At 64.6% G+C, this 22774-nt stretch carries 24 protein-coding genes and 1 pseudogene; 13 read left to right on the plus strand and 12 right to left on the minus strand.

What is annotated here, in order from left to right:
- The first annotated feature begins 135 nt into the window (after positions 1-135).
- Positions 136-393, plus strand: coding sequence for a helix-turn-helix transcriptional regulator (locus tag ACX80X_RS16915; RefSeq protein WP_252573733.1), 258 nt, complete (start codon positions 136-138; stop codon positions 391-393).
- Positions 390-1643, plus strand: coding sequence for a type II toxin-antitoxin system HipA family toxin (locus ACX80X_RS16920; RefSeq protein ID WP_459312730.1), 1254 nt, complete (start codon positions 390-392; stop codon positions 1641-1643). Before ACX80X_RS16915 ends, ACX80X_RS16920 begins: the two co-directional genes overlap by 4 nt.
- 27 nt (positions 1644-1670) lie before the next feature.
- On the opposite strand, the gene ACX80X_RS16925 is transcribed toward ACX80X_RS16920, so the two are convergent.
- Positions 1671-2426, minus strand: a complete 756-nt coding sequence (locus ACX80X_RS16925; RefSeq protein WP_459312732.1) for an ArsR/SmtB family transcription factor — start codon at positions 2424-2426, stop codon at positions 1671-1673.
- Positions 2427-2544: 118 nt separating this feature from the next.
- On the opposite strand from ACX80X_RS16925, the pseudogene ACX80X_RS16930 reads away from it, so the two are divergent.
- The 3 genes and pseudogenes from ACX80X_RS16930 (at position 2545) to ACX80X_RS16940 (ending at position 5283) form a co-directional block, all read left to right on the plus strand.
- Positions 2545-3217: pseudogene (locus tag ACX80X_RS16930) on the plus strand (hypothetical protein).
- 140 nt (positions 3218-3357) lie between these two features.
- The gene (locus ACX80X_RS16935) at positions 3358-3789 is read left to right on the plus strand and encodes an ester cyclase (protein ID WP_459312734.1); all 432 of its coding nucleotides are present in this window, start codon (positions 3358-3360) and stop codon (positions 3787-3789) included.
- Positions 3790-3921: 132 nt separating this feature from the next.
- Positions 3922-5283, plus strand: a complete 1362-nt coding sequence (locus ACX80X_RS16940; RefSeq protein WP_459312736.1) for an MFS transporter — start codon at positions 3922-3924, stop codon at positions 5281-5283.
- 50 nt (positions 5284-5333) lie between these two features.
- Here the strand turns inward: ACX80X_RS16940 and ACX80X_RS16945 are convergent, their stop codons facing one another.
- Positions 5334-6401: a glycerophosphodiester phosphodiesterase family protein gene (locus ACX80X_RS16945; RefSeq protein WP_459312738.1), complete on the minus strand. Its 1068-nt coding sequence runs from the start codon at positions 6399-6401 to the stop codon at positions 5334-5336.
- Between the two features lie 238 nt (positions 6402-6639).
- On the opposite strand from ACX80X_RS16945, the gene ACX80X_RS16950 reads away from it, so the two are divergent.
- Positions 6640-7665 carry a DUF808 domain-containing protein gene (locus ACX80X_RS16950; protein ID WP_459312740.1) on the plus strand — a complete coding sequence of 342 codons (1026 nt, stop codon included), beginning with the start codon at positions 6640-6642 and terminating at the stop codon, positions 7663-7665.
- Here the strand turns inward: ACX80X_RS16950 and ACX80X_RS16955 are convergent.
- The 3 genes from ACX80X_RS16955 to ACX80X_RS16965 form a co-directional block, all read right to left on the minus strand.
- Complete coding sequence (locus tag ACX80X_RS16955) at positions 7662-8615, minus strand: lipid kinase (RefSeq protein WP_459312742.1); 954 nt, start codon at positions 8613-8615, stop codon at positions 7662-7664. The two genes, ACX80X_RS16950 and ACX80X_RS16955, sit on opposite strands and share 4 nt — an antisense overlap.
- Before the next feature lie 229 nt (positions 8616-8844).
- Positions 8845-9741, minus strand: coding sequence for a ketopantoate reductase family protein (locus ACX80X_RS16960; RefSeq protein WP_459312744.1), 897 nt, complete (start codon positions 9739-9741; stop codon positions 8845-8847).
- Between the two features lie 194 nt (positions 9742-9935).
- Complete coding sequence (locus ACX80X_RS16965) at positions 9936-10253, minus strand: hypothetical protein (protein ID WP_459312746.1); 318 nt, start codon at positions 10251-10253, stop codon at positions 9936-9938.
- A 276-nt stretch (positions 10254-10529) separates the two neighbouring features.
- Between ACX80X_RS16965 and ACX80X_RS16970 the strand changes: the two genes are divergently transcribed.
- On the plus strand, positions 10530-10817 hold the full coding sequence (locus ACX80X_RS16970; protein WP_459312748.1) for a hypothetical protein: 288 nt from the start codon (positions 10530-10532) through the stop codon (positions 10815-10817).
- Positions 10818-10922: 105 nt separating this feature from the next.
- On the opposite strand, the gene ACX80X_RS16975 is transcribed toward ACX80X_RS16970, so the two are convergent.
- Positions 10923-11795 carry a thiamine pyrophosphate-dependent enzyme gene (locus ACX80X_RS16975; protein WP_459312750.1) on the minus strand — a complete coding sequence of 291 codons (873 nt, stop codon included), beginning with the start codon at positions 11793-11795 and terminating at the stop codon, positions 10923-10925.
- Between ACX80X_RS16975 and hisD the strand changes: the two genes are divergently transcribed.
- The 4 genes from hisD (at position 11782) to ACX80X_RS16995 (ending at position 14868) form a co-directional block, all read left to right on the plus strand.
- Positions 11782-12459 (plus strand): histidinol dehydrogenase, encoded by a 678-nt coding sequence (gene hisD / locus ACX80X_RS16980; protein WP_459312752.1) that lies wholly within the window; start codon positions 11782-11784, stop codon positions 12457-12459. The genes ACX80X_RS16975 and hisD overlap by 14 nt on opposite strands.
- A 28-nt stretch (positions 12460-12487) precedes the next feature.
- The gene (locus ACX80X_RS16985) at positions 12488-13300 is read left to right on the plus strand and encodes an ABC transporter substrate-binding protein (protein WP_160678138.1); all 813 of its coding nucleotides are present in this window, start codon (positions 12488-12490) and stop codon (positions 13298-13300) included.
- An 85-nt stretch (positions 13301-13385) separates the two neighbouring features.
- Positions 13386-14039, plus strand: a complete 654-nt coding sequence (locus tag ACX80X_RS16990) for an amino acid ABC transporter permease (RefSeq protein WP_160678140.1) — start codon at positions 13386-13388, stop codon at positions 14037-14039.
- On the plus strand, positions 14032-14868 hold the full coding sequence (locus ACX80X_RS16995; protein ID WP_459312755.1) for an amino acid ABC transporter ATP-binding protein: 837 nt from the start codon (positions 14032-14034) through the stop codon (positions 14866-14868). The genes ACX80X_RS16990 and ACX80X_RS16995 overlap by 8 nt, the downstream gene beginning before the upstream one ends.
- Positions 14869-14984: 116 nt before the next feature.
- On the opposite strand, the gene ACX80X_RS17000 is transcribed toward ACX80X_RS16995, so the two are convergent.
- Both ACX80X_RS17000 and ACX80X_RS17005 read right to left on the minus strand, forming a co-directional pair.
- Entirely contained in the window at positions 14985-16658 is a 1674-nt protein-coding gene (locus ACX80X_RS17000) for a thiamine pyrophosphate-binding protein (protein WP_459312757.1), read from the minus strand.
- A 120-nt stretch (positions 16659-16778) separates the two neighbouring features.
- Positions 16779-17282: an Lrp/AsnC family transcriptional regulator gene (locus ACX80X_RS17005; protein ID WP_056346961.1), complete on the minus strand. Its 504-nt coding sequence runs from the start codon at positions 17280-17282 to the stop codon at positions 16779-16781.
- Between the two features lie 92 nt (positions 17283-17374).
- On the opposite strand from ACX80X_RS17005, the gene hisC reads away from it, so the two are divergent.
- Together hisC and ACX80X_RS17015 are read left to right on the plus strand one after the other, a co-directional pair.
- Positions 17375-18484 (plus strand): histidinol-phosphate transaminase, encoded by a 1110-nt coding sequence (gene hisC / locus ACX80X_RS17010; RefSeq protein WP_459312759.1) that lies wholly within the window; start codon positions 17375-17377, stop codon positions 18482-18484.
- Positions 18485-18527: 43 nt separating this feature from the next.
- Positions 18528-19940, plus strand: a complete 1413-nt coding sequence (locus ACX80X_RS17015) for an amino acid permease (protein ID WP_459312761.1) — start codon at positions 18528-18530, stop codon at positions 19938-19940.
- A gap of 620 nt (positions 19941-20560) precedes the next feature.
- Here ACX80X_RS17015 and ACX80X_RS17020 read toward each other — a convergent pair.
- From ACX80X_RS17020 to ACX80X_RS17035, 4 genes are all read right to left on the minus strand, one after another.
- Positions 20561-21076, minus strand: coding sequence for a hypothetical protein (locus ACX80X_RS17020; RefSeq protein ID WP_459312763.1), 516 nt, complete (start codon positions 21074-21076; stop codon positions 20561-20563).
- Between the two features lie 230 nt (positions 21077-21306).
- Complete coding sequence (locus ACX80X_RS17025; RefSeq protein WP_459312765.1) at positions 21307-21861, minus strand: hypothetical protein; 555 nt, start codon at positions 21859-21861, stop codon at positions 21307-21309.
- Positions 21862-21914: 53 nt separating this feature from the next.
- The gene (locus tag ACX80X_RS17030) at positions 21915-22589 is read right to left on the minus strand and encodes a helicase associated domain-containing protein (RefSeq protein ID WP_459312767.1); all 675 of its coding nucleotides are present in this window, start codon (positions 22587-22589) and stop codon (positions 21915-21917) included.
- A gap of 5 nt (positions 22590-22594) precedes the next feature.
- On the minus strand, positions 22595-22729 hold the full coding sequence (locus ACX80X_RS17035) for a hypothetical protein (RefSeq protein WP_459312769.1): 135 nt from the start codon (positions 22727-22729) through the stop codon (positions 22595-22597).
- Positions 22730-22774: the final 45 nt, after the last annotated feature.

Genomic DNA, 22774 nt, shown 5'->3' on the forward strand with positions numbered 1-22774 from the left:
ATCAGTTGGCGGTCGCGCAATCTCTTCTTCTCCCGGTTTGGGTGCCCCGCCGGTGAAGATCGTGAACATATCAGAAATAGCTACGAATGTTCACTATCTTCACCATTTGTTTCTCATGCCTGTTATGGTGAATATATGGAACATCCGGCTGAAACTCCGTTCTTCCGTGCCATGGATTCGAAATCCTTTGGCGCTTCGGTCCGTAGCGCCCGTCAGGAGCGGAAGCTGACGCAGAGCGGCTTGGCCGAGCTCATCAACGCGAGCCGTCACACCATCGTCCGCCTGGAACAGGGCGAGAATGTTTCTTTGGAGACGGCCATCGCGGCGGTGCGGGCCCTTGAGCGGGACATTGCCCTTATTCCGCGGTTTTCACGTTTGGACGTCAAGCAGTGAGGCGGAATGAGCGGCTGGCCGTCTGGCTGCATGGCCGGCGGATTGCCTGGCTCACGGGAACGTCGTTGCGTCCGCGGCTTGGATACCTCCCGGACCTTGTAGCTGAGTACGGTGCCGGCGCTGCCCTGCTCTCGTTGTCCTTGCCGTTGCAGTCCAAAGCCATCAACGGTCCGGCAGTGCTGAACTTCTTCGATGGACTCCTCCCGGAAGGTCAGGTTCGTGCGCACCTGGCCGACCTGCACGGCGTTGCTTCCACGGACATCAAAGCGTTGCTCGCGGCGGTGGGCGCTGACTGTGCCGGCGCCGTGCAGGTCCTTCCCGACGGCGTGGATCCCGAGGAGGGGGGAGAACTGCTGCCGATGACCGAGCAGGAAGTCGTGGCCGCCGTCGAGTCCCTCCCCACTTGGGACCTCCCTGAGGACTTCGCCATCACCACGTCCCTTGGCGGTGTCCAGTCCAAGGTCCTGTTGTCCAGCAGCTTGTCGTCAGGCGACAGTGGCTGGTATTGGCCGGCCCGGGGCGCCGCCTCCACGCACATCATCAAACCCGACCCGCTTGATTCACCGATTCCGGACTTGCTGGCGGCCGAACATTGGGCGCTTGAGCTGGCCAGGGCGGCAGGCCTTCGTGCGGCACGGACACGGATGGAGACGTTCGGCACCCGGGATGCCCTGGTAGTGGAACGCTATGACCGAACCGAGGACCACAAGCGGATTCATCAGGAAGACTTCACGCAGGTTCTGGGGATTGCGTCTGCGGCAAAGTACGATCAGTCAACCGCGGCACCGTCACGCCTCGCGCAAGTGGCTGCGGTCGCGTCGCCGCACAGCCGAAATGCTGCGGCTTTCAAGAGTGAGTTGTTGAAGGCTGTGGCTTTCAATGTCCTTATCGGCAACGGCGACGCCCATTCCAAGAACTACTCGGTGCTTATCCGGGAAACGGGCGAGGTGCAGTTAGCGCCCCTGTATGACGTCGCGCCAACGCTGCTGCTCTATGCGCGCAGCTCCAATGCAGGGCATTCAGTGGCCGGTCAGGCCCGGCTGAACTACATCACCCTGGACCATCTTGTGAGGGAGGCTGGCAGTTGGGGGATGGACGTCGAGGAAGCCCGCTCCGGCGTGACGGGCATCCTCGTTGCGGCGGCGGAGGCTCATACGTCCGTTCCCCAGCGCCTCGCGCACCTGCCCGCCCTCGTGGCTGCTCGTGCAGAAGATCTCATTGCCGGAAGCACGGCGCGCAGGCAGCTGTAACCGGACCAGGTGCCGCCGACGGTCGCCTCAGGTGTACATGAGGGAGCCCGGCGTGGTGAGCTTTTCGCCGGTTTCCAGCCAGGTTTTGAGGCCGGAGAGGATCATCGGCCAGCCGCCGTAGAGCTGTTCGTTGGCGCCTTCGCGGAGCTGGTCGTGGGTGACGGTGAGGTGGCAGGAATCGCCCACCGGTTCGATTTCCCAGGTGATGCGTGAGGTGCCTTCGGCCTTCACGTCCTCGCCCCAGAGCGCGCGCATGGTCTGGACGAGTTTGCGGGGCGGGTCGACTTCGAGGATCGCGCCGTCGGCCAGGAGCTGGTCGCCGGCTTTGGGGTTGCCCATTTCGAAGCGGCTGCCCGTGGTCCAGTCCGATTTGATGCTGTTGCCGAACTGGTACTTGCTGCGGATCTCGCTGTCCGTAATGGCTTCCCAGAGCCGCTCCGGAGTGGTCTTGATATAGATTTCGAAGATCTTTTCCATGGGACTTTCCAATCTGGTTTTGAGGTCGCTGAGGGCAGCGGCCCATGGTTGTGCATATTTGCTGACCCAGCGGTCGTGGACCCGGCGGATGGGCACCGGATTGAGGAAATGGAGTTTCTCGCGGCCCCGACGGCGGGTGACCACCAGGCCGGCTTCCTCCAGCAGCTTGAGGTGCTTCATGACCCCATAGCGGGTCATCTCGAAGTGCGCCTCGAGCGCGTGAAGGGTCTGCCCGTCTTCCCGGAAGAGCTCATCGAGCAGGTCCCGGCGGGTGGGGTCGGCGAGGGCCTTGAATACGGCGTCCACGGCTCAAGAATAGGTGACCATTTAGTCACATGTCAACGGGTTTTAGAAGTCGTTTCCCATAAGCACATGACTCGGGAAATGCGTGTCAGTGGGCGGGCGCAGGTGGGACGATGAATCCGTGGACCAATTCTTTGACTTCCTTCGCCACTACTGGTGGCTCGTCTTCCCTCTCGGCGGAATGGCCGGAGGGTGGGCAAGGCAGTGCTCCAAGGCCAGCGAACGCCGGCACCGTCGCCGTCTGGAGCTGTACAAGCTCAAGAACCAGGCGGTCCAGGCGGAACAAGCCAGCCAGGCCCAGGTCGCCGCCCTGGTGGCAGCGCATGATGCCGTGAACCGGCGGTGGCTGGACTACGAGCTCGACGTGGGGAAACTTATCGATTTCCCGGTCATGACGGATGTGCGCGAACCCCTGACGGTCGCCTTCCTCCGGGCCAAGCGGGAGGCCGACGGTTTGCGGCCGGCCAAGCCGGAGGAGATTACGACGGCCGCCCGGCTGACGGAATACCGGGCGGCCGTGCACAGCTTCCGAGCTGGCGTTCGACGTCGCCGAGCGGGAAGCCAAGCGGACCAAGGACAGCAACTTCACGGGGCCCGAACGCCAGCGGCTGGCAACGGCCAGGAAGCTGCTCAACATCGCCTCCGACAACGCGGCGACACCTGCCGAACGGCAGACCGCATACAAGCGCGCCCGGCGGGAACTGGACGGTCTCATCGTCCTGCCCGAGGCCACGGTAGCGGCGGTGGAAGTAAAGATTGCCGGCGAACTGAACGCACCACACGCCCCGGAATAGGGGAGAGTACGACGGCGGTACCAGGGTTGGGTGCGGGCGCCATCCGACTGACCTGCGCCCAGGTAGTAACTAACCATTGACTACGGGTTCCAGCGGTCTAACATGAGGCGCATCAGGACATTTCAAGGAGGAGATGTGTGATGTCACGCGCCGAAGTAGAGCAGCTTGACGACCGCGGAATGGCGGCCTGGGACCAGCACGATACGGCGGCGTTCGCCGACCTGCTGGCCGATGATTTCACTTTTACGGACGTGATGGCCCCCGAGCCGTTCCGCACGCGGGAGCAGGTCCGGGCCTACATGGACACCTGGTTCATGGCGTTTCCGGATATGCGCATCCGGGCCACCCGGCGGGTGGTCAGTGATGACGAGGTGGCGGCGGAAGTGGAGTTCACCGGCACGAACACCGGGCCGGTGCGGATGGGGGACCAGGAAATTCCGGCCACTGGCAAATCCGTAGTGGGAACAGGAACCTATTTCGCCTCAGTCACCGACGGAAAGATCACCTCGTTCCGCGCCCACCCGGATGTTGCCGCACTGATGGGGCAGCTTGGGCTGATGCCCGGGATGTGACCGGGGCACGAGGCTGGCCAGCGCCGGCGCCCAGGGGGTGGTGAAGCTTTCGTCGGTTGCCGGCGAGCTCGACTCGCCGCGCGCCCCCGACTAGGTCCGTGACCCAAGGCAACGATGCACCAGACTTAGGGCGTGACGAACAAACCCCGTCCCGGCCTCGCGATCGCTGCGCTCAGCCTCGGCACCTCCCTGAACCCGCTGAACTCGTCCATGATCGCCGTCGCGCTGGTGGTCCTGCGGGAGGATTTCGCGCTCGACGTCGCCACCGTCACCTGGGTGATCACCTCGTTCTACCTCGCGTCCGCGGCCGGACAGCCGCTCATGGGCAGGCTCGCGGACCGCTTCGGGCCGCGCCGCCTGTTCACGTTCGGCATGGCGCTGGTGGCGGTGACGTGCGCGCTGGCTCCGTTCGCGCCCAACTTCGCGCTGGTCTGCGTGGCCCGCGCGCTCATGGCGGTTGGGACGGCGACGGCGTACCCGTCCGCCGTCGTGATGGTCACCGAACTGAGCCGCCTGGCGAAGCTGCCCTCCACCCGCCCGCTGGGCCGGATCCAGATGGCGAACACGTCGGCGGCCGCGGTGGGACCCGTCGTCGGCGGATTGCTGGTGAGCCTGCTGGGCTGGCAGGCGCTGTTCGCCGTCAACGTGCCGCTCGCGCTGCTGGCGCTGATTGTGGTGCACCGGGCGGCGCCGGCCGATGCCGGCCGCGAAACCGGGAAGCTCTCAACCCTGATCCGTGACTCCGACATCCCCGGCATCCTGGCCTTCGTCGCCTCGCTGATGCTCGCGATGATGGCGCTGCTGAACGTGATGCCGGGATACCGCTGGTGGCTCCTCGGCGCCGCAACCGTCATTGCCGCGCTGTTCGCGTGGCGGGAGCTGCGCTTCCGCCCGCCGTTCCTCGACTTGCGGCTGCTGGGCCGGAACCGGCCGCTGCTGCTGGTGTATCTCGTGTTCGTCGTCTTCAGCGGCGTCTACTACTTTGCGTTCTTCGGCCTGCCGCAGCTGCTGCAGGAGGCAGGACATTACGACGCCGGACTGGTGGGCTTGCTGATGCTGCCCCTGGCGGCGATGTCCGTGCTGGTCACCCCGGTGACGGTACGGCTGATTGAGCGGTTCGGCGTGCGTTCGGTGTTGATCGCCGGTGCGCTGATCCTGCTGGTTGCCTCGGGCGGACTGGGGGCGTTGACGGTGTCCCTGTGGCCGCCCTTGGTGTTTGTGCTGACCGCATTGATGGGTGTGCCTTACGGAGTGGTGAGCACGGCGTCGAACCAGGGCCTGTACGTGTCCGCCCGGCGGGAGGAGAGGGGAGTGGCAGCCGGCATTTTCCAGACCTGCCGCTACCTCGGGGCCATCACAGCGACGGTGCTGATCGGTGTGCTGTACGGGCCCGGAGTGAACCAGGCGAACTGGGGGCTGATGGTTCTGGTGATGCTGGGGCTGGGCGCCGTGGTGCTGGGGTTGGCGGTGGCGTGGCAGCGGAAGGGCGCTTAGCTGCAGCTTCGAAAAGCTGCCGCCCGGCCGCGAATTCCAAGCTAGGGAGCCTAGCCCTTAACCTCGTACGCCTTGGGCAGCTTCAGGCCGCGTTCCTCCATGAGTGTGCGCAGGCGGGTGGGGTGGTCAGTAATGATGCCGTCCACGCCCAGGTCCATCAGGCGTTCCATGTCGGCGGTGGTGTTCACCGTCCACGGGATGACGGGCAGGCCCAGTTCGTGGGCTTCGGCGATCATCTCAGGGGTGACGGAGCGGAACGTGGGGGAGACGACGTCGTACCCCTGCGCGGCTGCCGCCTGGGGCAGGGAACCGTTGTAGTCGTCGATGTCGATGCCGCCCAGGTTGGGGCTGGCGCCGGGCTGGCCTACGCCCATCCAGGCGTCGCCGCTGGAGAGCGCCACGAGCGGGAGGCCGGGCGCGATCTCCCGGGTGAGGTTCAGCGAGGACCAGTCGAAGGACTGCAGCGTGGTCCGATCTGCCATTCCGGAGGCCTGGATCCCGGCCACCACGGCGCGGGTGAGGGACTCCATGCCGGCGCCGCCGATCTCGCTGCTCTCCACCTTGGTCTCCACGTTGAAGCGGACCTTGGCGGCGTTGGTGTCGCGGACCAGCTGGTAGACGTCCTTGAGCTCGGCGATCCGGTTGCCCTCGATGACGTCCTGCTCCGGGTAGCCGGGCAGCTGCACGAAGCCGCAGTTGAGCGTCTTGACCTGTGCGAGTGACAGCTCGGCCACCCGGTCGCCAACGTACGGGAACTCGGGATCGCCGGCGGTGGCGGGGGCGGTGTCCGCGCACTTGTTGGCCTGGATGGTGTCGTCGTGCCACACGATGACCTTGCCGTCCTCGGTCAGGTGGGTGTCCAGCTCCAGGGTGGTCACGCCCAGCGCCAGGGTGTTCGCGAACGCGGCCAGGGACTCCTCGGTCCACTCGCCGCGGCCGCCGCGGTGGCTCTGCAGGTCGAAGGAGCCGTTGCGCTCGTTCGCCTTGATCGCGGACGTGGCGGTTCCGGCAGCGTTCGACGACGGCGTGCCGGCTCCGTTCTCCGGGGCGGCGACGGCGGGGCTCGCCACGGCGGCGATCAGGGCGGCGGCTGCCGCTGCGGTCAGGACTGGGCGCATGGGTGGTTTCCTCCTGGGGTGACGGGGACCGGCAGATGGCCGGTGACCCATCCACGCTAGGGAGGGCAGGTGGCGCGCGTGGGGTCCTGAGTTGGAGGGGAGGTTAACGCGGAGCGGAGGTTACACGGGGTTGTTCGGCCGGCTGTCCGCCGCAATAGACTCGGAGCATGCCAATCTCGCGCCTTGATCTAGGTATTTACACTCAGCCGTCCGCCCTCGAGCAGCTCGGGGCCGATCTGTGAGCGGCGGTCTCGTCGCCCTGCTCGACGACGTCGCAGCCCTGGCCCGCATAGCCGCCGCCTCGGTGGACGACGTCGCGGCCGGTGCCGCCAAGGCGGGGGTCAAGGCCGCCGGCGTCGTCATCGACGACGCCGCCGTCACCCCGCAGTACGTGTCCGGGGCGGACCCGTCCCGCGAACTGCCGATGATCAAGAAGATCTTCTGGGGCTCGCTCCGCAACAAGCTGCTGATCATCCTGCCGGCACTGCTGCTCATCAGCGCTTTCGTCCCTTGGGCCATCCCGTTCATCCTCATGGCGGGCGGCACCTATCTCTGCTACGAGGGCGCCGAGAAGGTCTGGCACAAGCTCCGCGGACACCACACCGCGGAGGAAGATGCGCCGGCGGTTGAACGCGGCCCGGAGGCCGAGGCCAAAGTCATCAAGGGCGCCATCACCACCGACTTCATCCTCTCCTGCGAGATCATGGTCATCTCCATGAACGAGGTGGCCCAGGATTCCCTGTTGTCCAGGGCGATCATCCTGGTGGTCGTGGCCCTGGTGATCACGGTGGCCGTCTACGGTGCCGTCGCACTCATCGTCAAGATGGACGACATCGGGATGCACCTGGCCGCTAAAGATTCCCCCGGCTCCCAGCGCATCGGCGAGCTGCTCGTCAAGGGGATGCCCGCCGTGCTGGCCGCGATCACCTTTATCGGGACAATCGCCATGCTTTGGGTGGGTGGCCACATCATGCTGCAGGGAGCACACGACCTCGGCTGGCACGCACCCTATGACCTGGTCCATGTCCTCGAGCACCCCTTCGCCGGGATCGCTGTTGTGGGCGGCTTCCTGGCCTGGCTCGTCAATACCTTGTGCTCGGCCGTCATCGGACTCGCTTGGGGCCTCGTCGTGATGGCGATCGTGCATCCGCTGCTCAACGCGCTGCCGTTCGGCAAAAAGAAGGGCGGGCACGAGGAGGGCGACATCCGCGCCGAACTTGCCGGCTATCGGCCGACGAAACGTGACGAGGATCCGGCCTCCTAGCCAATCGGCGGCGCGGCGCCCGGTCCGTCGAACAACGCGCTGGTGCTGCTCTGGGGTACCACCACGTGGACGGCGTTGCGCTGGACGGTGAAGTCGGTGGGCGTGGTTGTCGCGATCTCGCCGTCGAGGTTCACCGGCAGCGGCCGCTCGGTGACCAGCCGGACACGTCGGCTGGTCAGGTGGTACACACGGTCGTGTTTGATGAAGCTTCCGTCCTTGAGCAACCGCGCGATACTCACATGCTCCCGGAGTGGCCCCGCCAGGATCGCGTAGATGTCGAGGGTGTGATCGTCGATCCCTGCCGTCGGCGAGACCGTGTTGCCGCCGCCGTAATGCCGGCCGTTGCCGACGGCCACCTGAAGCAGGCTGTCGAGTTCCATCGGCTCGTGGTCCCCGTCGGGGAACTCGAGACGGGCCCGGAACGCCTTGTGCCGGGCATAAGCCGTTAGCGTGGCGATGCTGTAGGCCAATGGCCCGATGTACCGCTTCAGGCGGGGGCTGAGAGCTTCGGTGACAGCCACTGACAGGCCCACGGACGCGACGTTGAGGAAGGGCTCACCGTTGGCCCGGCCGAGGTCGATGTCCACTACTTTCCCGTCTGCGACGGTGGCGCAGGCCTCGGCAAGGTTGTTAGGTATCTCCAGCGTACGGGCGAAGTCGTTGGCGGTGCCCAGCGGAAGAACGCCGAGCGCAACCTTGGTGCCGGCAACCCGACCGGCGGCGTAGGACACAGTCCCGTCGCCGCCACCAACTACGACCAGGTCGTGCCCGTCCGCAAGCACCCGGTCAAACGTTCCGGCCAGGTCTGCCCCGGACAGCACGCGGTGCACCGAGGAAATGGGCACGCCTGCCTTGCGCATCGTGTCCACGGCAAGCTCGGGTGCCGCCCCTCGGCGTGATCCGGCGTTGATAACAACGGCGGCAGAGCGTGCGTCCCGGGCAGCCTTCATGTGGACATGTTAGGCGGTAGACCTGTGAATTGCTGCCAGCCCGCCACCGCCGCCTTCGCCGCCTGCGAGGCCTCCATCCACTCGCTCAGCCACGGGGCCCGGACGCTCGATGTGATGCGGCAGTCTTGTCCGGTCCTTCGGTGCAGCGGGAAGAGCACGGCGTCCCCGGTTGATCAGCTCTCCCGCTCCGGGCGCTGGCTCCGCCGCGTGCGGGCCGCGCCGGAGTGGTTCAGCGCTGCAGGCCGGCCCTGATCTGGATGAGGGTGAGCTCCAACAGAGGCGTAGGGACGTTGAAGCTGCGGGCTCTGCCGGCAAGGTCGCCGAGGATGTGCTCGGCTTCCGATGGGAGCCCTGCGCTGAGGTCCCGGTACAGGGAGGAAGTGAACGCCGATCCCGGTTCAGTCAGGATACCGACTGCCTGTGCATGACCCGCGTCGGAAACGGGATGTCCTGCCGCCGCCGCCACCGCTTCGGTTTCACTAATGGCCTCCAGGATCCTGGACCGCCCGCCGGCGTCGATGATCCGTCCAACCGGCGCCCGGAACAGGCAGTTGACGATCCCCGCGGCCGCGATGAATACCCATTTCTCCCACAGGGCGCCGGCTACGTCGTCCACTACCGAGAAGTCGACGCCGGGCACGTCCAGAGCTTCGGAAACATCCGTAGGGACAGGGTTTCCGCTCAGCCCGCCCACCGTGAGGGACGTGAGGGGCATCTGCTGGCGGACCACATCGCCGTCGAGAGTGGCGACGATCCGGGCCAGGCCGCCGAGCACCTTGCCCGGGTACAACTGCTCAAGCCGGTCCACATGGGCCATGCCGTTGAGGATGGGAATGATGCTCGTTCCGGGCCCGACGAAGGCGCCAATCTCGCCGACTACGCCCTCGAACGCGGTGGCTTTGACCGTGACGAGGATCAGATCGAAGGCCTCTGACCCGTCCGGAGCGGTGATGGTTTTTACCGGGTGCGTCCGGTCAGCGGTGGGGGAAATGAAGCGTAACCCGTCGCGGCGAAGGACCTCCTGCTTGCGCGGACGCACCAAATAGGTGACATCCCGTCCCGCTTCCTGCAGGAGCGTACCGAACGCCCCGCCTGTGGCTCCGGCTCCGACGACGAGTATCCGCATGGGTGCATACCTTTCGGGTGGTTTTCGAAATTGTTTACCGCGGACAGGACCCAGGAAACAGCTGATGAGGCTTTGAATCCGATGTACCAAGGCTAGGTTGTTTCAGCAGGACCCTTACACCCGTGGCGAACTGGGTTCGCCACGGTTCCGGGAAGGTTGCGCCGGCGCCCCGTCAGGCGGCCTGCTGAAGCTGGCTAGCCGTTGCCCGCGCCGTCTCCGGTGTCCTCCCACATGACATCCAGATTGTGGAAGATCACGGGTCCGTCGCACAGTTCCGCCATTTTGGCAGCGAACTCCGACGTTTCCGGCCGGCCGGAGTTCTCCATTGCCGAGTCAAAGGACTCAAACTCGACGATGGTGAAATAGGTCCCTGGGTGGTCCCTGTCCGCTGTGGCAACAATGCGGCGCAACGTGGCCGGAGTGCTCCCCTCGGTTCTTGAGGGACGGCCCAGTTCTTCGATCTCCTTGATGCGGGAGGTCTTGAATTCGATGATCTGCACAAACCCGGCCATGACGGCTCCTTGACGGCGGTGGACGTTGATGCGGATCAGACTAGTCCCCGCATCGGATGGCGAACAGCCGCCTTGCGTAAACGTGAGCCTTCCCACCTTATTTTGAGTAGCTCAGAATAAGCCGTAAAGTTACATACAGGCCACCGTAGCCCTTGAGTACCGCACCGGTGAACATACCCGGGCCAGCGGGGCAAGCGACATAACGCGCAACCGCCCTCCTGCTTGAGCGGCACAAGAACCTGTATGGCACTCATCCCGAAACCCCACGGAGAACCCATGACTTTGCTGACCGAACGCCCCGCAACCTCCTCATCCACCACCGAAACCACTCTCAACAACGCTACCCGGATCACTGTCGCTGACACCGCAGTGCGCGGCGGCAGCTACGTGACTCTCCCCGCCGGCAGCGTCCCCGCCGGCGTCGAGGGCAGCTATGTCACCGTCGCTGGCGCCCGAAACCTGGGCCCCGTCACCCGTGGCAGCTATGTCACAGTAGACGGCACTCCCGTTGTTGCTGCCAGCGTCATCGAGGGCAGCTACGTAACGCTTCCAACGGCGGCCTAGGCTCCAGCGCCCTGCGGGGGATAGCAGCACCGCCGGGCATAAAAAGGAGGCCGACGGCGACACTGGGTGTCGTCGTCGGTCTCCTTCTTCGTGCCATCCGGGCAGCTACCCCGCCACCGCGGCCTTCGCCGCCTGCGAGGCCGCCATCCACTCACTCAGCCACGGGGCCCGGACGCTCGAGGTGATCCGGCAGTCGGCTACGAAGGTTCCCCTGGCGCCGGCGTCGATCCAGTCCGTGAGTGCGGCCAGGTCCGCCAGCGAGCGGATGATCGCCGAGTCGGCACCGAGCGCGCGGGCGATGCCGCTGAAGTCCACCTCGGGGATCAGCATGGGCTTTTCGGTCAGGCCCTGGGAGCCGTACTGGTGGATTTCGGCTCCGTAGGCGGCATCGTTGTAGATCACGACGACGGCGCTGTGTGCCGCGCCAATCAGCGATTCGAGGTCGGACAGTCCCATCAGGAAACCGCCGTCGCCCGAGGCCAGCACCAGGGTGCGGCCGTCCTCCACGGCGCGGGCAGCCCCGACGGCGCTCGCGAGTCCCAGCCCGATGGACTGGAACGCGGTCCCCACCATCACCAGGTCCTGGGGCCGCGGGATCCGCCAGTACATGGGTGCCCAGCCGAGGAAGTGCCCGCCGTCCTGGACCACCGTGCGGCGCTCCGGCAGCCCGGCGTCCAATGCTGTGGCCAGGGCGCGCGGGTCCAGCCGGCCGTCCGCGGTCTGGGCCGGTCCTTCGGCCACGCGTTTGCGGGCTTCCGCGCGCCAGGCTTCACTCGAAGTTCCGCCATCCAGCATCCGCAGGATGTGTTCGGCAGCGGACTTCACGTCTGCGCTGACGAATGTATCCACGCGGGGGTTGGTCGGCTGCAGGGCGGTGTCGATCTGTATGACTGTGGTGTCCGGGCCGAGCAGGTGCCCGAACCGCAGGGTGAAGGGGCTGAGGCGCGCGCCGGCGGATATTCTGGTGGGCGCAGGCAACGCCTACGTAACTGAGGCCAAACGCCAGCTGTTCGGGCGCGTCGGCATTGATCTCCTTGCGGGCCCCTCCGAAGTCGCCGTGATCGCTGACGAAACGGCGGATGCGGAGCTTGTGGCTGCGGACCTTCTCGGCCAAGCCGAACACGGACCGCAATCACCGGCATCCCTGGTGACCACATCCCAGGAGTTCGGCGAGGAGGTCATGCGGCATATCAGCAAGCAGCTGCGGACGCTGGACACCCGGGACATCGCCGGCCCGGCGTGGCGGGACTACGGCACCGTTTACGTCGCCGAGGACCGCGCGACGGCGGTGCAGATCATGGACCTGCTGGCGCCGGAACACCTCGAGATTCAAACGTCCGACGATTCCTACTACCATGCGAACCTGCAAAACTACGGCTCCATCTTCCTGGGTCCGTGGTCCACGGTTGCCTACTCAGACAAGGGCACCTCAGGCACCAACCATGTCCTGCCCACTGGTGGCGGCGCCCGGTCCTCGGCAGGGCTCTCGGTATCCCGCTTCCTGAAACCGCTGACGTTTCAGCGAGTCGAAAAAGACGCCACTCCGCGCCTGGCTAACTACGTGGCAACGATCTCCGGATTCGAAGGCATGGAGGCTCACAAGGCCACTGCTACCCTGCGGCTCGACCGCTTCAACCGATAAAAACCATCACTAACGAAGGCACTTCACGATGAACAAAAATATGCTCCGCAAGCGGTTTGCTGCATTGGTGCCTATGGGCGTAGCTGTCGCCCTGGCCATGACCGCTTGCGGCTCAGGAAGCGGCGGCGGGTCCAGCACTGGCGGGGCCGAACAGAAGACCATTACCATCGCCACCTCCAACGACGCCCCCTTCTCCTACACCGACCAGGCAACCGGTGAACTCAAAGGCATCGACGGGGAAATGATCAACGCCATCGCCGCGGCGAAGGGATGGAAGGTCAAAGTCTTCACCTCGGAGTTCGCCACGCTGATTGCGGCGCTGAAGGCGAAGAAGGCCGACGTCATCGTGGATGCTATGTACATCACCGATGATCGCAAGAAGGAGATCAACTTCACCGAGCCCTGGTATACCGAGGGTGAGGCCATGGTGGTTCCCGCGGATTCCACTTTGGCCTCGCGCGACGACGTCAAGGGCAAGGTGCTCGGCGCTCAGACCGGCACGGTATTCAAGGACCTCGTGGACAGCCTCGGCGGAAGCCAGGTCAAGCTCTTCGACTCGCAGGCGGCCCTGCTCGCAGCAGTGGAAAACAAACAGGTCGACGCCGTGTTCACGGACAGCGCCGTCATCGGTTACAGCCTCGTCCAGAAACCGAATCCCAAGCTCAAGCTCGTCGACCCCTATAAGCCGTTCTACCCGGGCATCATCGGAGCCGGAGTGCGCAAGGACGATACGCAGCTGCTGCAGGACCTGAACTCGGGACTGACTGAGCTCAAGAATTCGCCTAAGTACCTTGAGATCCTCAAGAAGTACGGCCTCGGTGAAGCCAACATGGTCAAGTAGATTTCAACTCACGCAGGGCCGGCGGGCATTCGCTAATGCCGCGGCTCCGCCGGCCCTGCCCGACCCTTGACTTAGGGATTCCTTCATGGACTTCATCACCAACACGCTCGCCGTGTTCCCTGCCCTCCTTGTTGCCGTGCCCGTTGTCGTCCAGCTTGCCCTGGGCGCCATGGCGCTGGCGCTAGTCCTCGGCCTCCTGATTGCCTTGGCGCGGATCTCCAGCATCAAAATCCTCCGCGGAATAGCCACCTTCTACCTCGAAGTGATCCGTGGAACCCCGCTGCTGGTGCAGTTGGTCTACATCTTCTTCGTGCTTCCCAGCATCGGGGTGTCCATCGAACCGGTTCCGGCCGGCATCCTGGGCCTGGGCCTGAACTACGCCGCCTATCTCTCAGAAGTTTTCCGCTCCGCCATCCTGTCCGTGGAACACGGCCAAACCGAGGCCGCCCTCTCGCTCGGATACACACCCACCAAAACCCTTTGGAAAGTGGTCATTCCGCAGTCATTCGTTGTTTCCATGGGGCCAATCGGCAACTACTTCATCGCGATGATCAAGGACACCGCGCTGACCTCGGTGATCGCCGTGACCGAGATCCTGAAGACAGCCAACATCCTCAACAGCCAGACCTTCCAGACCACGGCCATCTATACCGCCGCGGCCATTCTCTATCTGATTATCAGCCTGCCGCTTTCGCGCATCGTGGTAGTGCTTGAACGAAAGGCCCGGGCCAATGGCTGACGAGACCATCATCGAGGTCCGCGACGTCCACAAAACTTTCGTCTCGGAAACAAAGCGGACGCTATGGAGCCGACTGGCGGGCCGCCCCCACGTGGAAAAACGGGTGGAAGTGCTCAAGGGCGTGGACCTGGTGGTCCACCGCGGCGAAACCATCGCGATCCTGGGGTCCAGCGGATCCGGTAAGAGCACCCTGCTGCGCTGTATCAACAAACTGGAAACCATCGAAGCCGGGCGGATCTACGTCAACGGGCACCTGATCGGCTACGAAGAACGCGACGGCGGACTGATCGCCGAAAAAGCCTCGATTACCGCCCAAAAGCGCACCGACATCGGGTTCGTCTTTCAACACTTCAACCTGTTCCTCAACAAGACGGCCCTGGGCAACGTCATGGCACCGTTGCGGGACGTGAAAAAGCTCTCCGCCTCAGAGGCCCGCAATATAGCCGTCCCCAACCTCGAAATGGTGGGACTAGGCGACAAGATGGAGAACTACCCCAGCAAGCTCTCCGGCGGCCAAAAGCAGCGCGTTGCTATCGCCCGTGCCCTCGCCATGGAACCCAGCGTCATGCTCTTCGACGAACCCACATCGGCACTGGACCCGGAACTGGTGGGCGAAGTCCTCTCCGTCATCAAGAAAATCGCCCAGCAGGGAACCACCATGGTCATCGTCACCCACGAAATGCAGTTCGCCCGGGAAATTGCCGACCGAATTGTTGTCATGGACCAAGGAATCATCGTCGAGGAGGGCCCACCAGGCCAGATCTTCACTACCCCGCAGCACCCGAAGACCCGGGCACTGCTGAGCCGTTCCGGAATCCTGCCAGCCTAAAGGTACCGGATTCGCTCACCGCTGGTCACCGAAATCAGAGGCGGCATGAATTGGCTCGGGGACGCGATCAACGGAAGCAAAAAGGGGTAGTTGGGCCGTGGACCTGCGAATTCCAGCTAGCCCGCCACCGCCGCCTTCGCGGCCTGCGAGGCCTCCATCCATTCGCTCAGCCACGGGGCCCGGACGCTCGACGTGATCCGGCAGTCGGCCACGAAGGTTCCCTTGGCACCGGCGTCGATCCAGTCCGTGAGCGCGGCAAGGTCCGCCAGTGAGCGGATGATCGCAGACTCGGCACCGAGCGCGCGGGCGATGCCGCTGAAGTCCACCTCGGGGATCAGCATGGGCTTTTGAGTCAGGCCCTGGGAGCCGTACTGATGGATTTCGGCTCCGTACGCGGCATCGTTATAAATCACGACGACGGCGCTGCTTGCCGCCCCGATCAGCGACTCGAGGTCGGACAGGCCCATCAGGAAACCGCCGTCGCCGGAGGCCAGCACCAGCGTGCGGCCGTCCTCCACGGCGCGGGCCGCCCCGACGGCGCTGGCAAGGCCCAGCCCGATGGCCTGGTAGGCGGTCCCCACCATGACCAGGTCCTGCGGCCGCGGGATGCGCCAATACATGGGTGCCCAGCCCACGAAGTGCCCGCCGTCCTGGACCACCGTGCGGCGCTCCGGCAGCACCGCATCCAGTGCCGTAGCCAGGGAGCGCGGGTCCAGCCGGCCGTCCGGGGTCTCGTCGGAGCCTGGGTGATGGGCCGGTCCTTCGGCCAGGCGCTTGCGGGCTTCCGCACGCCAGGCTTCTGCGCGGCCGGCGTTCGGCGAGGCCGTGCCATCCAGCATCCCCAGAATGCGTGCGGCTGCAGACTTCACGTCCGCGCTGACGAATGTGTCCACCCGGGGGTGCGTCGGCTGCAGGGCTGTGTCGATCTGGATGACGGTGCTGTCCGGGCCGAGCAGGTGCCCGAACCGCATGGTGAAGGGGCTCAGGCTTGCCCCGGCCACGAGGACCACATCGGCCTCGCCCATGAGCCCGGCCGCGGTGTCCGTGCCGAAACCGCCCGCGACGCCCAGGTACCCCTCGCCATTGAGGAGGTTGAGCGCCAGGGCGGTTCCGGCAGTCAGTGCGCCGAGGCGGTCGGCGAGCTCCCGGAGCTCCGGGCCGGCTCCGGCGAGATGCGCACCGTGGCCGGCGAGGATCAGCGGCCGCTTCGCCTCGGCGAGCAGGCGGGCTACCTGCCCAAAGCCGCCGTCGACGTCGTCCGTCACCTTCGGCGTGCGCGGCGCCGGAAGTTCCTCGTCCGCAGCCTCTAGTGCCGCGAGGTCGTAGGGAATGGCAAGCACGACGGCGGTCCGCTTGGTGAGCGCGTACTCCACCGCCTGCCTTGTGATCGAGCCCGCGGCTTCGCGGGTGACGGTGAAGGTCGCCGCGCCGAGGGCCACGGCGATTGCCGTCTGGTCGACGTCCTGTGGCCGGGCGCCGCTGGTGGGAGCGTCCCCGGTGACCAGCACCACGGGGATTTGCGCCTGGACCGCCTCTGCGAGGGCGGTGAGGGCATTGGTGTAGCCGGGGCCGTAGGTAGTGGTGCCCGCTGCGAGACGTCCTGATGTCCGGTAGTAGGCGTCGGCCGCGGCGATGGCGGCGCCTTCATGGCGGACGGGGGAGAAGCGGAGGCCCAGCTTTTCCGCGGCGTCCAGGAAGTAGACGTTGCCGTTGCCCATCACGCCGAAGACATCGCTGATGTAGCTGCTGAGAACCTGCGCCACGCGGCCGGAGACGGTAAGTGAAGTCATGCAGGAAGCTTGTGCGCTGGTCAGCAGATAGGCAAGAGACTCGAGTTCGATTGGGATATTTGGCAGGTGGATGCAGGCCTAAGTGAAAATATGCCCACTTGTGGCGCACGTCACCCGAGTTTAGGTGGAAGGGCGGGATTCCTGCTCCGAGAGCCGGCTGAGGAGGCCGTCGTAGCGGGGCGGCATGAGTTCCAGTACGGAAATGGCCGTGCTGGTCCGTTGGATCCCTTCGATTTCCAGGATCTGGTTGGTGATGCGGTAGAGATCGGCCGTACTGCGGGCCACCACCTTGGCCATGAGGTCCGCGTCCCCGGTGGTGGCGTGCACCTCGATGACCTCCGGAATCGCGGCGAGCCCGTCTTCCACCGCACCTGTCCGGGTCTGGCTGATGGACAGTGAGAGGAAGGCCATGAGGTCATAGCCAAGGGCGGCGGGATCCAGTCTCCGGCTGAAGGAACGGAGGGCGCCGCTGCGCTCGAGCCGTGCCAGCCGGGCGTGGACCGTGTTCCGTGCGACGCCGAGTGTCCGTGAGAGTGCCAGGGCGCTGGCTTCCGGATCCTTGTCGAGGGCCAGGATGATCCTGCCGTCGAGCGAATCCACGGTGCGGGGGTTCGGGATGGTCATATTTTCACCACAGACAGTAGAAGTTGAGCAGAAGTCCCAATGGGTTGAGCGTATCTTGCATTGTGGGCCGGGTCACAACATGATCGTTCCTCATGACCCGTGATCAGCTCCTGACCGCACCGGACACCGCGCTTCCCACCCTTCGCGGCGCGGTGTCCGGCCTCCCGCCCTACGTCCCGGGCCGGCGCAGCGCCGGCACGGACATCGCGGCCCTCGCCAGCAACGAAAGCCACTACGAGCCGCTGCCCGCTGCCGCCGCCGCGGTGGCCGCAGCGGCCGGTACCATGAACCGCTACCCGGACAGTGCCGCCGTCGAACTCCGCGAACGGCTTGCCCGCCACCTCGGCGTCACGGCCGGAGAGGTCGCGGTAGGGCCCGGCAGCGTCGGCGTCCTCCAGCAGATCATCACCGGATTGTGCGACGCGGGAGATGACGTGATCTTCGCGTGGCGCTCCTTCGAGGCCTACCCCATCCTGGTTGAGCTGGCTGGCGCCCGGCCGGTCCGCATCCCGCTGGACGAGGCTGAAGGCCACGACCTCGACGCCATGGCCGCGGCCATCACTGACCGCACGAAGGTCATCCTGCTCTGCACCCCCAACAATCCGACCGGCGTGCCGATCAGCCACGAACGCATCGAGGCCTTCCTGCAAGCCGTCCGCTCCGACATCCTCGTGGTGATCGACGAGGCCTATGTGGAATACGCCGAAGCGGGCAGCGGCCCCGATTCCCTGGCCCTCTACCGCCAGTACCCGAACGTCTGCATCCTGCGCACCTTCTCGAAGGCCTACGGGCTCGCCGGGCTGCGCGTGGGATACGCCGTGGCGGCGCCGGCCATTGCCGAGGGGCTGCGCCGGACCGCCCTTCCCTTCTCCGTGAGCGCGCTGGCCCAGAAGGCGGCCATCGCGTCGCTGGACGCCGGGGCAGAGATGGAAGCGCGCGTCGCCGCGGTCAGGCAGGAGCGCACACGGATGGCCGCCCAGCTGGAAGCCCAGGGCTGGAAACTGCAGGCGAGCCAGGGCAACTTCCTGTGGATCCGTGCGGACGAGACCCTCCGGGCGAGGCTGGTGGACGCGTTTGACCGCGCGGGCATCCTGGTCCGGGCGTACCAGGGGGACGGCGTGCGGATCACCGTTGCCGATCCCGCCTCCAACGACCGCGTACTCCGGCTCCTTGAGGCGCACGCAGCCTCAACAATCGACTGACCTGAAACCCCAATCCGTTCCACCTACAACCAGAGGACTCCCCATGGAACAACAGACAATGACGTCTGGCCGCGCACTGGGCGCCGCACTCAAACCCCGCCAGCTCACCATGATGGGGCTCGGAAGCGCCATCGGCGCGGGCCTGTTCATCGGCTCCGGCGCCGGCATCCAGGCTGCCGGCCCGGCCGTGCTGATCTCCTACCTCGTGGCCGGCACCCTCATCATCCTCGTGATGTGGGCACTCGGCGAGATGGCCGCCGCCAACCCGGACAGCGGCGCCTTCTCCGTCTACACCGCCAAGGCTTACGGGCCGGTGGCCGGCGCCACGGTGGGCTGGCTCTGGTGGCTGCAGCTCGTGGTGGTCATCGCGGCCGAAGCGCTCGGTGCGGCAGGCCTGCTGGCCACCATCTTCCCGGCCCTGCCGGTGTGGCTGATGGCCTTCGTGTTCATCGTGGTGCTCACCGCTGTGAACCTCACCAGCGTGAAGAACTTCGGCGAGTTCGAGTTCTGGTTCGCCCTGCTCAAGGTGGCAGCCATCGTCGGGTTCCTCCTGGTGGGCGCTGCCCTGCTCTTCGGCTGGCTGCCGGGCGTGCAGTCGCCGGGCCTCTCCAACTTCACCGGTGCCGGCTTCGCGCCCGACGGTTTCGCCGGTATTGCCACGGCGCTCTTCGTGGTGGCATTCGCCTTCGGCGGCACCGAGATCGTGTCCGTGGCGGCAGCTGAGACCGCGGAGCCGGCCCGCAGCGTGAAGAAGGCTGTCCGGACGGTGCTGTGGCGCATCCTGGTCTTTTACATCGGTGCCATCTTCGTTATCGCGGCGGTTGTTCCCGTGGGATCGGCAGGGCTGAAGAGCCCGTTCGCTGCAGTGCTGGAGGCCGCCGGTATGCCCGGCGCAGCCACAGCCATCACGCTGGTAGCCGTCGCAGCACTGCTCTCCGCCCTCAACGCCAATCTCTACGGTGCCTCCCGGATGGCATTCTCGCTCGCCGAGCGGGGTGAGGCTCCGCGCCTGCTTGCTTCCGTGTCCAAGGCCCGGGTCCCGGTTGTCGCAGTCCTGGCCAGCGTCGCCTTCGGCGTTGTCACGGTTGTGCTGGAGTTGGCCTTCCCCGAGAAGGTCCTTCCCGTCCTGCTCAACATCGTGGGCTCGACGTGCCTGCTGGTGTGGACGTCTGCGCTGCTCGCCCAGCTCGCGCTGCGGCTCCGCGCCGACCGCGAGGGAACGGAGCTTCCCCTGCGGATGCCCGGCTTCCCGTGGCTCACGTGCTTTGGGCTGCTCATCCTCGCAGCGATCTTCACGGTGGGCTTCATCGGCGAGGACTCCCGTCCCCAGCTCCTGAGCACGTTCGCGCTCGTGGCGCTTCTGGCGGTGGCAAACTGGCTCCACCACCGGAGCGGGAAGGTTGTGGCCGTTCTCGAAGCTTCGGACAGTGCCAAACAGTCGGTCTTCATCGACTGATCAGGAGCGTTGAACTACTTGGTGTGAAGGACGCGTGCGGCTTTGGCCGCGCGCGTCCTTCGACATTTCAAATGCGCCGATATAAGTGCTGCAGCTCTGTCGCCGCTGATCAATCGACAAGGAATGCCAACTTTCGCCTGAACCGCTCCTGACCGTCGAGGACATCGATGAAGCCGCTAGGAAGACCGTCCTACCAAGCGGCAGGCAGCAGAGCAGTTGGCACCCTGGGTAGCGGACGAGTCGCAGTAGGCCCTGGCTTTTGCGCGGCAGGGACGGGTGGGTGCTGACGCCACTGCCATTGTCAAAGGATGTGACAAAACCCCCACCATGTGACCGGGTGCCTTGCCGTTCGGTACGCTTGCTTACCAACCCCGATTGAAAAGAAACAAAACCTATCTGCCCTCGCTCAGCAGTGGCCCAAGCTTGGCCATCAGATACCCCAAAACGGGCCCTTACTCGATGAAGTCTTCTGCTCGCACAACCCCGAAGGCAGGGGCCCCGGCCTCGAGCAACGATTCGCCAGCCGCGCAGGCCGCTTCCGCTGATCGCCCCGTCAAGGACGATCACAGCAAATCCCGTCATCACCACCTGGTCCACCGAAGAGTGCATGGGTGATACAACTATGTGCGGTTGGCGAAGGGAATTTTCCCGTACTTGTCTTTGAAGGCCAGGATCAGGGCCTCCTCAAGCTTCTTCTCCGTCCCACTTGGCGTGACCTTCCAGGCCACCAGCAGATGTCTGGCGTCGGCCAACTGCCATATGTATTCGCCTCCGCTATGAAGATGCTTCCGCCCTTGGCCAGCGATCGAGTATTCGTTGATCCGATCCCACAAACCTCCGCCATTGACACGCTGGCTTGCCTTGCCGAAGTACATCACGGCGGCCCCTGGCACCCAATTAGCTTCAAGCTCACTGACAGGCGCATTTGCCTTTCGAGCCTTGTGCGTTCCGCCGAAACCTTTAATAAGAAATTGTGGGGCAGCTGTGCTGATACGGAGGACCACGTACACGCCCGGAGACCTTGGTGCTCCGCCGTCACCTTGGGCATACTGCGGTCGAAGATCCTGGAAGGTGCAAAATCCTTTGAAACCTCGGTCAATAAGTTCAGGGATATTGAAGCGCTTTAGGGTGGCCAAGTCAGCTCCCGTCAGGCCATCTTCTGCTGCGTTTATGGGCAGGTCCAGTCTTTCTCACGCCACCACTCAGCTCCATGGGTCGCACTTGCACGCTGGGCTTTCAGTATTCCGAACCAGAAACGCCGACCAGAGCCCAACTCGGAGGTAAGTAGCTCCTGCCTGATCAAAGCAATCACGTAAGTGGCCGGAGGGTCACGGCCAAAACTGCTGTGCCCGTTTGGACGATTGCGTCATGGGTTATTGGGTGAGGAAGTGGGCCCTGGTAGTTGTGGGTTGTTGGATCCGGAACCAAGCGCGGGTTGAGGCAGTAGCGTGACGTTCTTTCTTGCGATTTCTTTGCCCCACTGATTCTTAACCTTCTCGGGCAACGCAACAAGTACAGCGTTCGTGTTCGTAAGGGTCGGCTCCCAACTTGCCTCCGTGCCGTGTGCCCTAATCGCGTCGTGCAAGTCTCTCGTGATGTTCTCTAAATGCCGATAGAGCCAAACGGCTTCCTGAGGCGCGAGCGCAGTTTTTCTGATGGAATAGATAGCGAAATCTGTACTCTGCAAGGCCCACATAACGCGAAACGCTGAAGCAACAAACTTCTCTTTTTCCCCTGCAGAGATACTTGACTTTCGGGCCGCCTGGCCAATAACTGTTCTAGCTTCAGCTATTTGTTCCGACGTCAGTATCTCCAGCGCTCGCGTGACAGCCGAACGCTTACCTGTTTGGTACGCGGTGATCCAACTCTGTCCAAAGGCCAGACCGGATACCACTAGCGCACCCAATGCAATTAAATCCACTTTTCCCCCATTTCAAAGTCTCGTGAACAATACCAGCAGTCCGGTGCTTCTTATCAAGCTTTTCGGATGTTCAGGGTTCCAGGCGGGCGTCCGCGGGTCCTGCCTTCCCGCCAACTGGGAAGAAGCGTGTTCAGCTGCACTTCCTTGTCGCACTCCAGTTCGTTGTGGCGGTATTTCATGCGTTGGATGTGCAGCCACATGCCCAGGATCCGCTCTTCTTCGGTGTCCGTTTTCTTGTGGCGGGGCCAGTCGTTTTCGGCGGTCATGTAGGCGGTGAGTTCTTGCAGTCGCTGGCTCCAGCGTGCTTCGTCGTTGGTTTTGCGGGTGCGTAGTTCCCAGCCGTGGACTTGTTTCAGGCCGTCGCTGTAGATGGGGGAGAGAGTGCCCTGGTCGTGGTCCTGGCGCCGCCTCGTCAGCCATGTGGCTAAGGCACGCTCCCGGACAGAGGGGGACTTGGTTGAGGGCAGTCGGCCTTCGGCTTTGTACAGGGCGATTGTGTCGTGGAGGTTTTGCAGCCCGGCGGGAGTGATGCGGGTGGCCGGTGTTGTGCGGGATGCGTTGCGGTGATCATCCCTGATCGAGGGTTGCGCGGCGGCGGCGATGGCCAGATGATAACGGACGGTGCTTTGCGCGGCTCCGGTTGTGGCGGCGATTTGGGCGGTGGTGAGTCCTTGCCGGTACATCAGGACCCACTCCGGGTAAGGTGCTGTCCGCCTCTGGTCGGGCATGCCGGTCAGCTTTCCTCGGGGATCGCGATCTGCTTTGCGCTCTCCGGTAGCGAGGCTTTGGCGGGCTCGTACCCCTCACTGTGAGCGGTGATGTGGCTGATGCTGCCGTCGGCGATCTGTATTTTTCCAATGATTTCCACCGGATCAGCCTAGTTGGCTCTCCGGGTTTCCGCCGGTTGCGCGGG

It is taken from the genome of Pseudarthrobacter sp. MDT3-1, assembly GCF_054510755.1.

Coding starts and splice junctions, on each gene's coding strand:
- ACX80X_RS16915 (WP_252573733.1), top strand. CDS start 136: ATGGAACATCCGGCTGAAACTCCGTTCTTCCGTGCCATGGATTCGAAA.
- ACX80X_RS16935 (WP_459312734.1), top strand. CDS start 3,358: ATGTCACGCGCCGAAGTAGAGCAGCTTGACGACCGCGGAATGGCGGCC.
- ACX80X_RS16945 (WP_459312738.1), bottom strand. CDS start 6,401: ATGCGCCCAGTCCTGACCGCAGCGGCAGCCGCCGCCCTGATCGCCGCC.
- ACX80X_RS16955 (WP_459312742.1), bottom strand. CDS start 8,615: ATGAAGGCTGCCCGGGACGCACGCTCTGCCGCCGTTGTTATCAACGCC.
- ACX80X_RS16960 (WP_459312744.1), bottom strand. CDS start 9,741: ATGCGGATACTCGTCGTCGGAGCCGGAGCCACAGGCGGGGCGTTCGGT.
- ACX80X_RS16965 (WP_459312746.1), bottom strand. CDS start 10,253: ATGGCCGGGTTTGTGCAGATCATCGAATTCAAGACCTCCCGCATCAAG.
- ACX80X_RS16970 (WP_459312748.1), top strand. CDS start 10,530: ATGACTTTGCTGACCGAACGCCCCGCAACCTCCTCATCCACCACCGAA.
- ACX80X_RS16985 (WP_160678138.1), top strand. CDS start 12,488: ATGAACAAAAATATGCTCCGCAAGCGGTTTGCTGCATTGGTGCCTATG.
- ACX80X_RS16990 (WP_160678140.1), top strand. CDS start 13,386: ATGGACTTCATCACCAACACGCTCGCCGTGTTCCCTGCCCTCCTTGTT.
- ACX80X_RS16995 (WP_459312755.1), top strand. CDS start 14,032: ATGGCTGACGAGACCATCATCGAGGTCCGCGACGTCCACAAAACTTTC.
- ACX80X_RS17000 (WP_459312757.1), bottom strand. CDS start 16,658: ATGACTTCACTTACCGTCTCCGGCCGCGTGGCGCAGGTTCTCAGCAGC.
- ACX80X_RS17005 (WP_056346961.1), bottom strand. CDS start 17,282: ATGACCATCCCGAACCCCCGCACCGTGGATTCGCTCGACGGCAGGATC.
- hisC (WP_459312759.1), top strand. CDS start 17,375: ATGACCCGTGATCAGCTCCTGACCGCACCGGACACCGCGCTTCCCACC.
- ACX80X_RS17015 (WP_459312761.1), top strand. CDS start 18,528: ATGGAACAACAGACAATGACGTCTGGCCGCGCACTGGGCGCCGCACTC.
- ACX80X_RS17030 (WP_459312767.1), bottom strand. CDS start 22,589: ATGCCCGACCAGAGGCGGACAGCACCTTACCCGGAGTGGGTCCTGATG.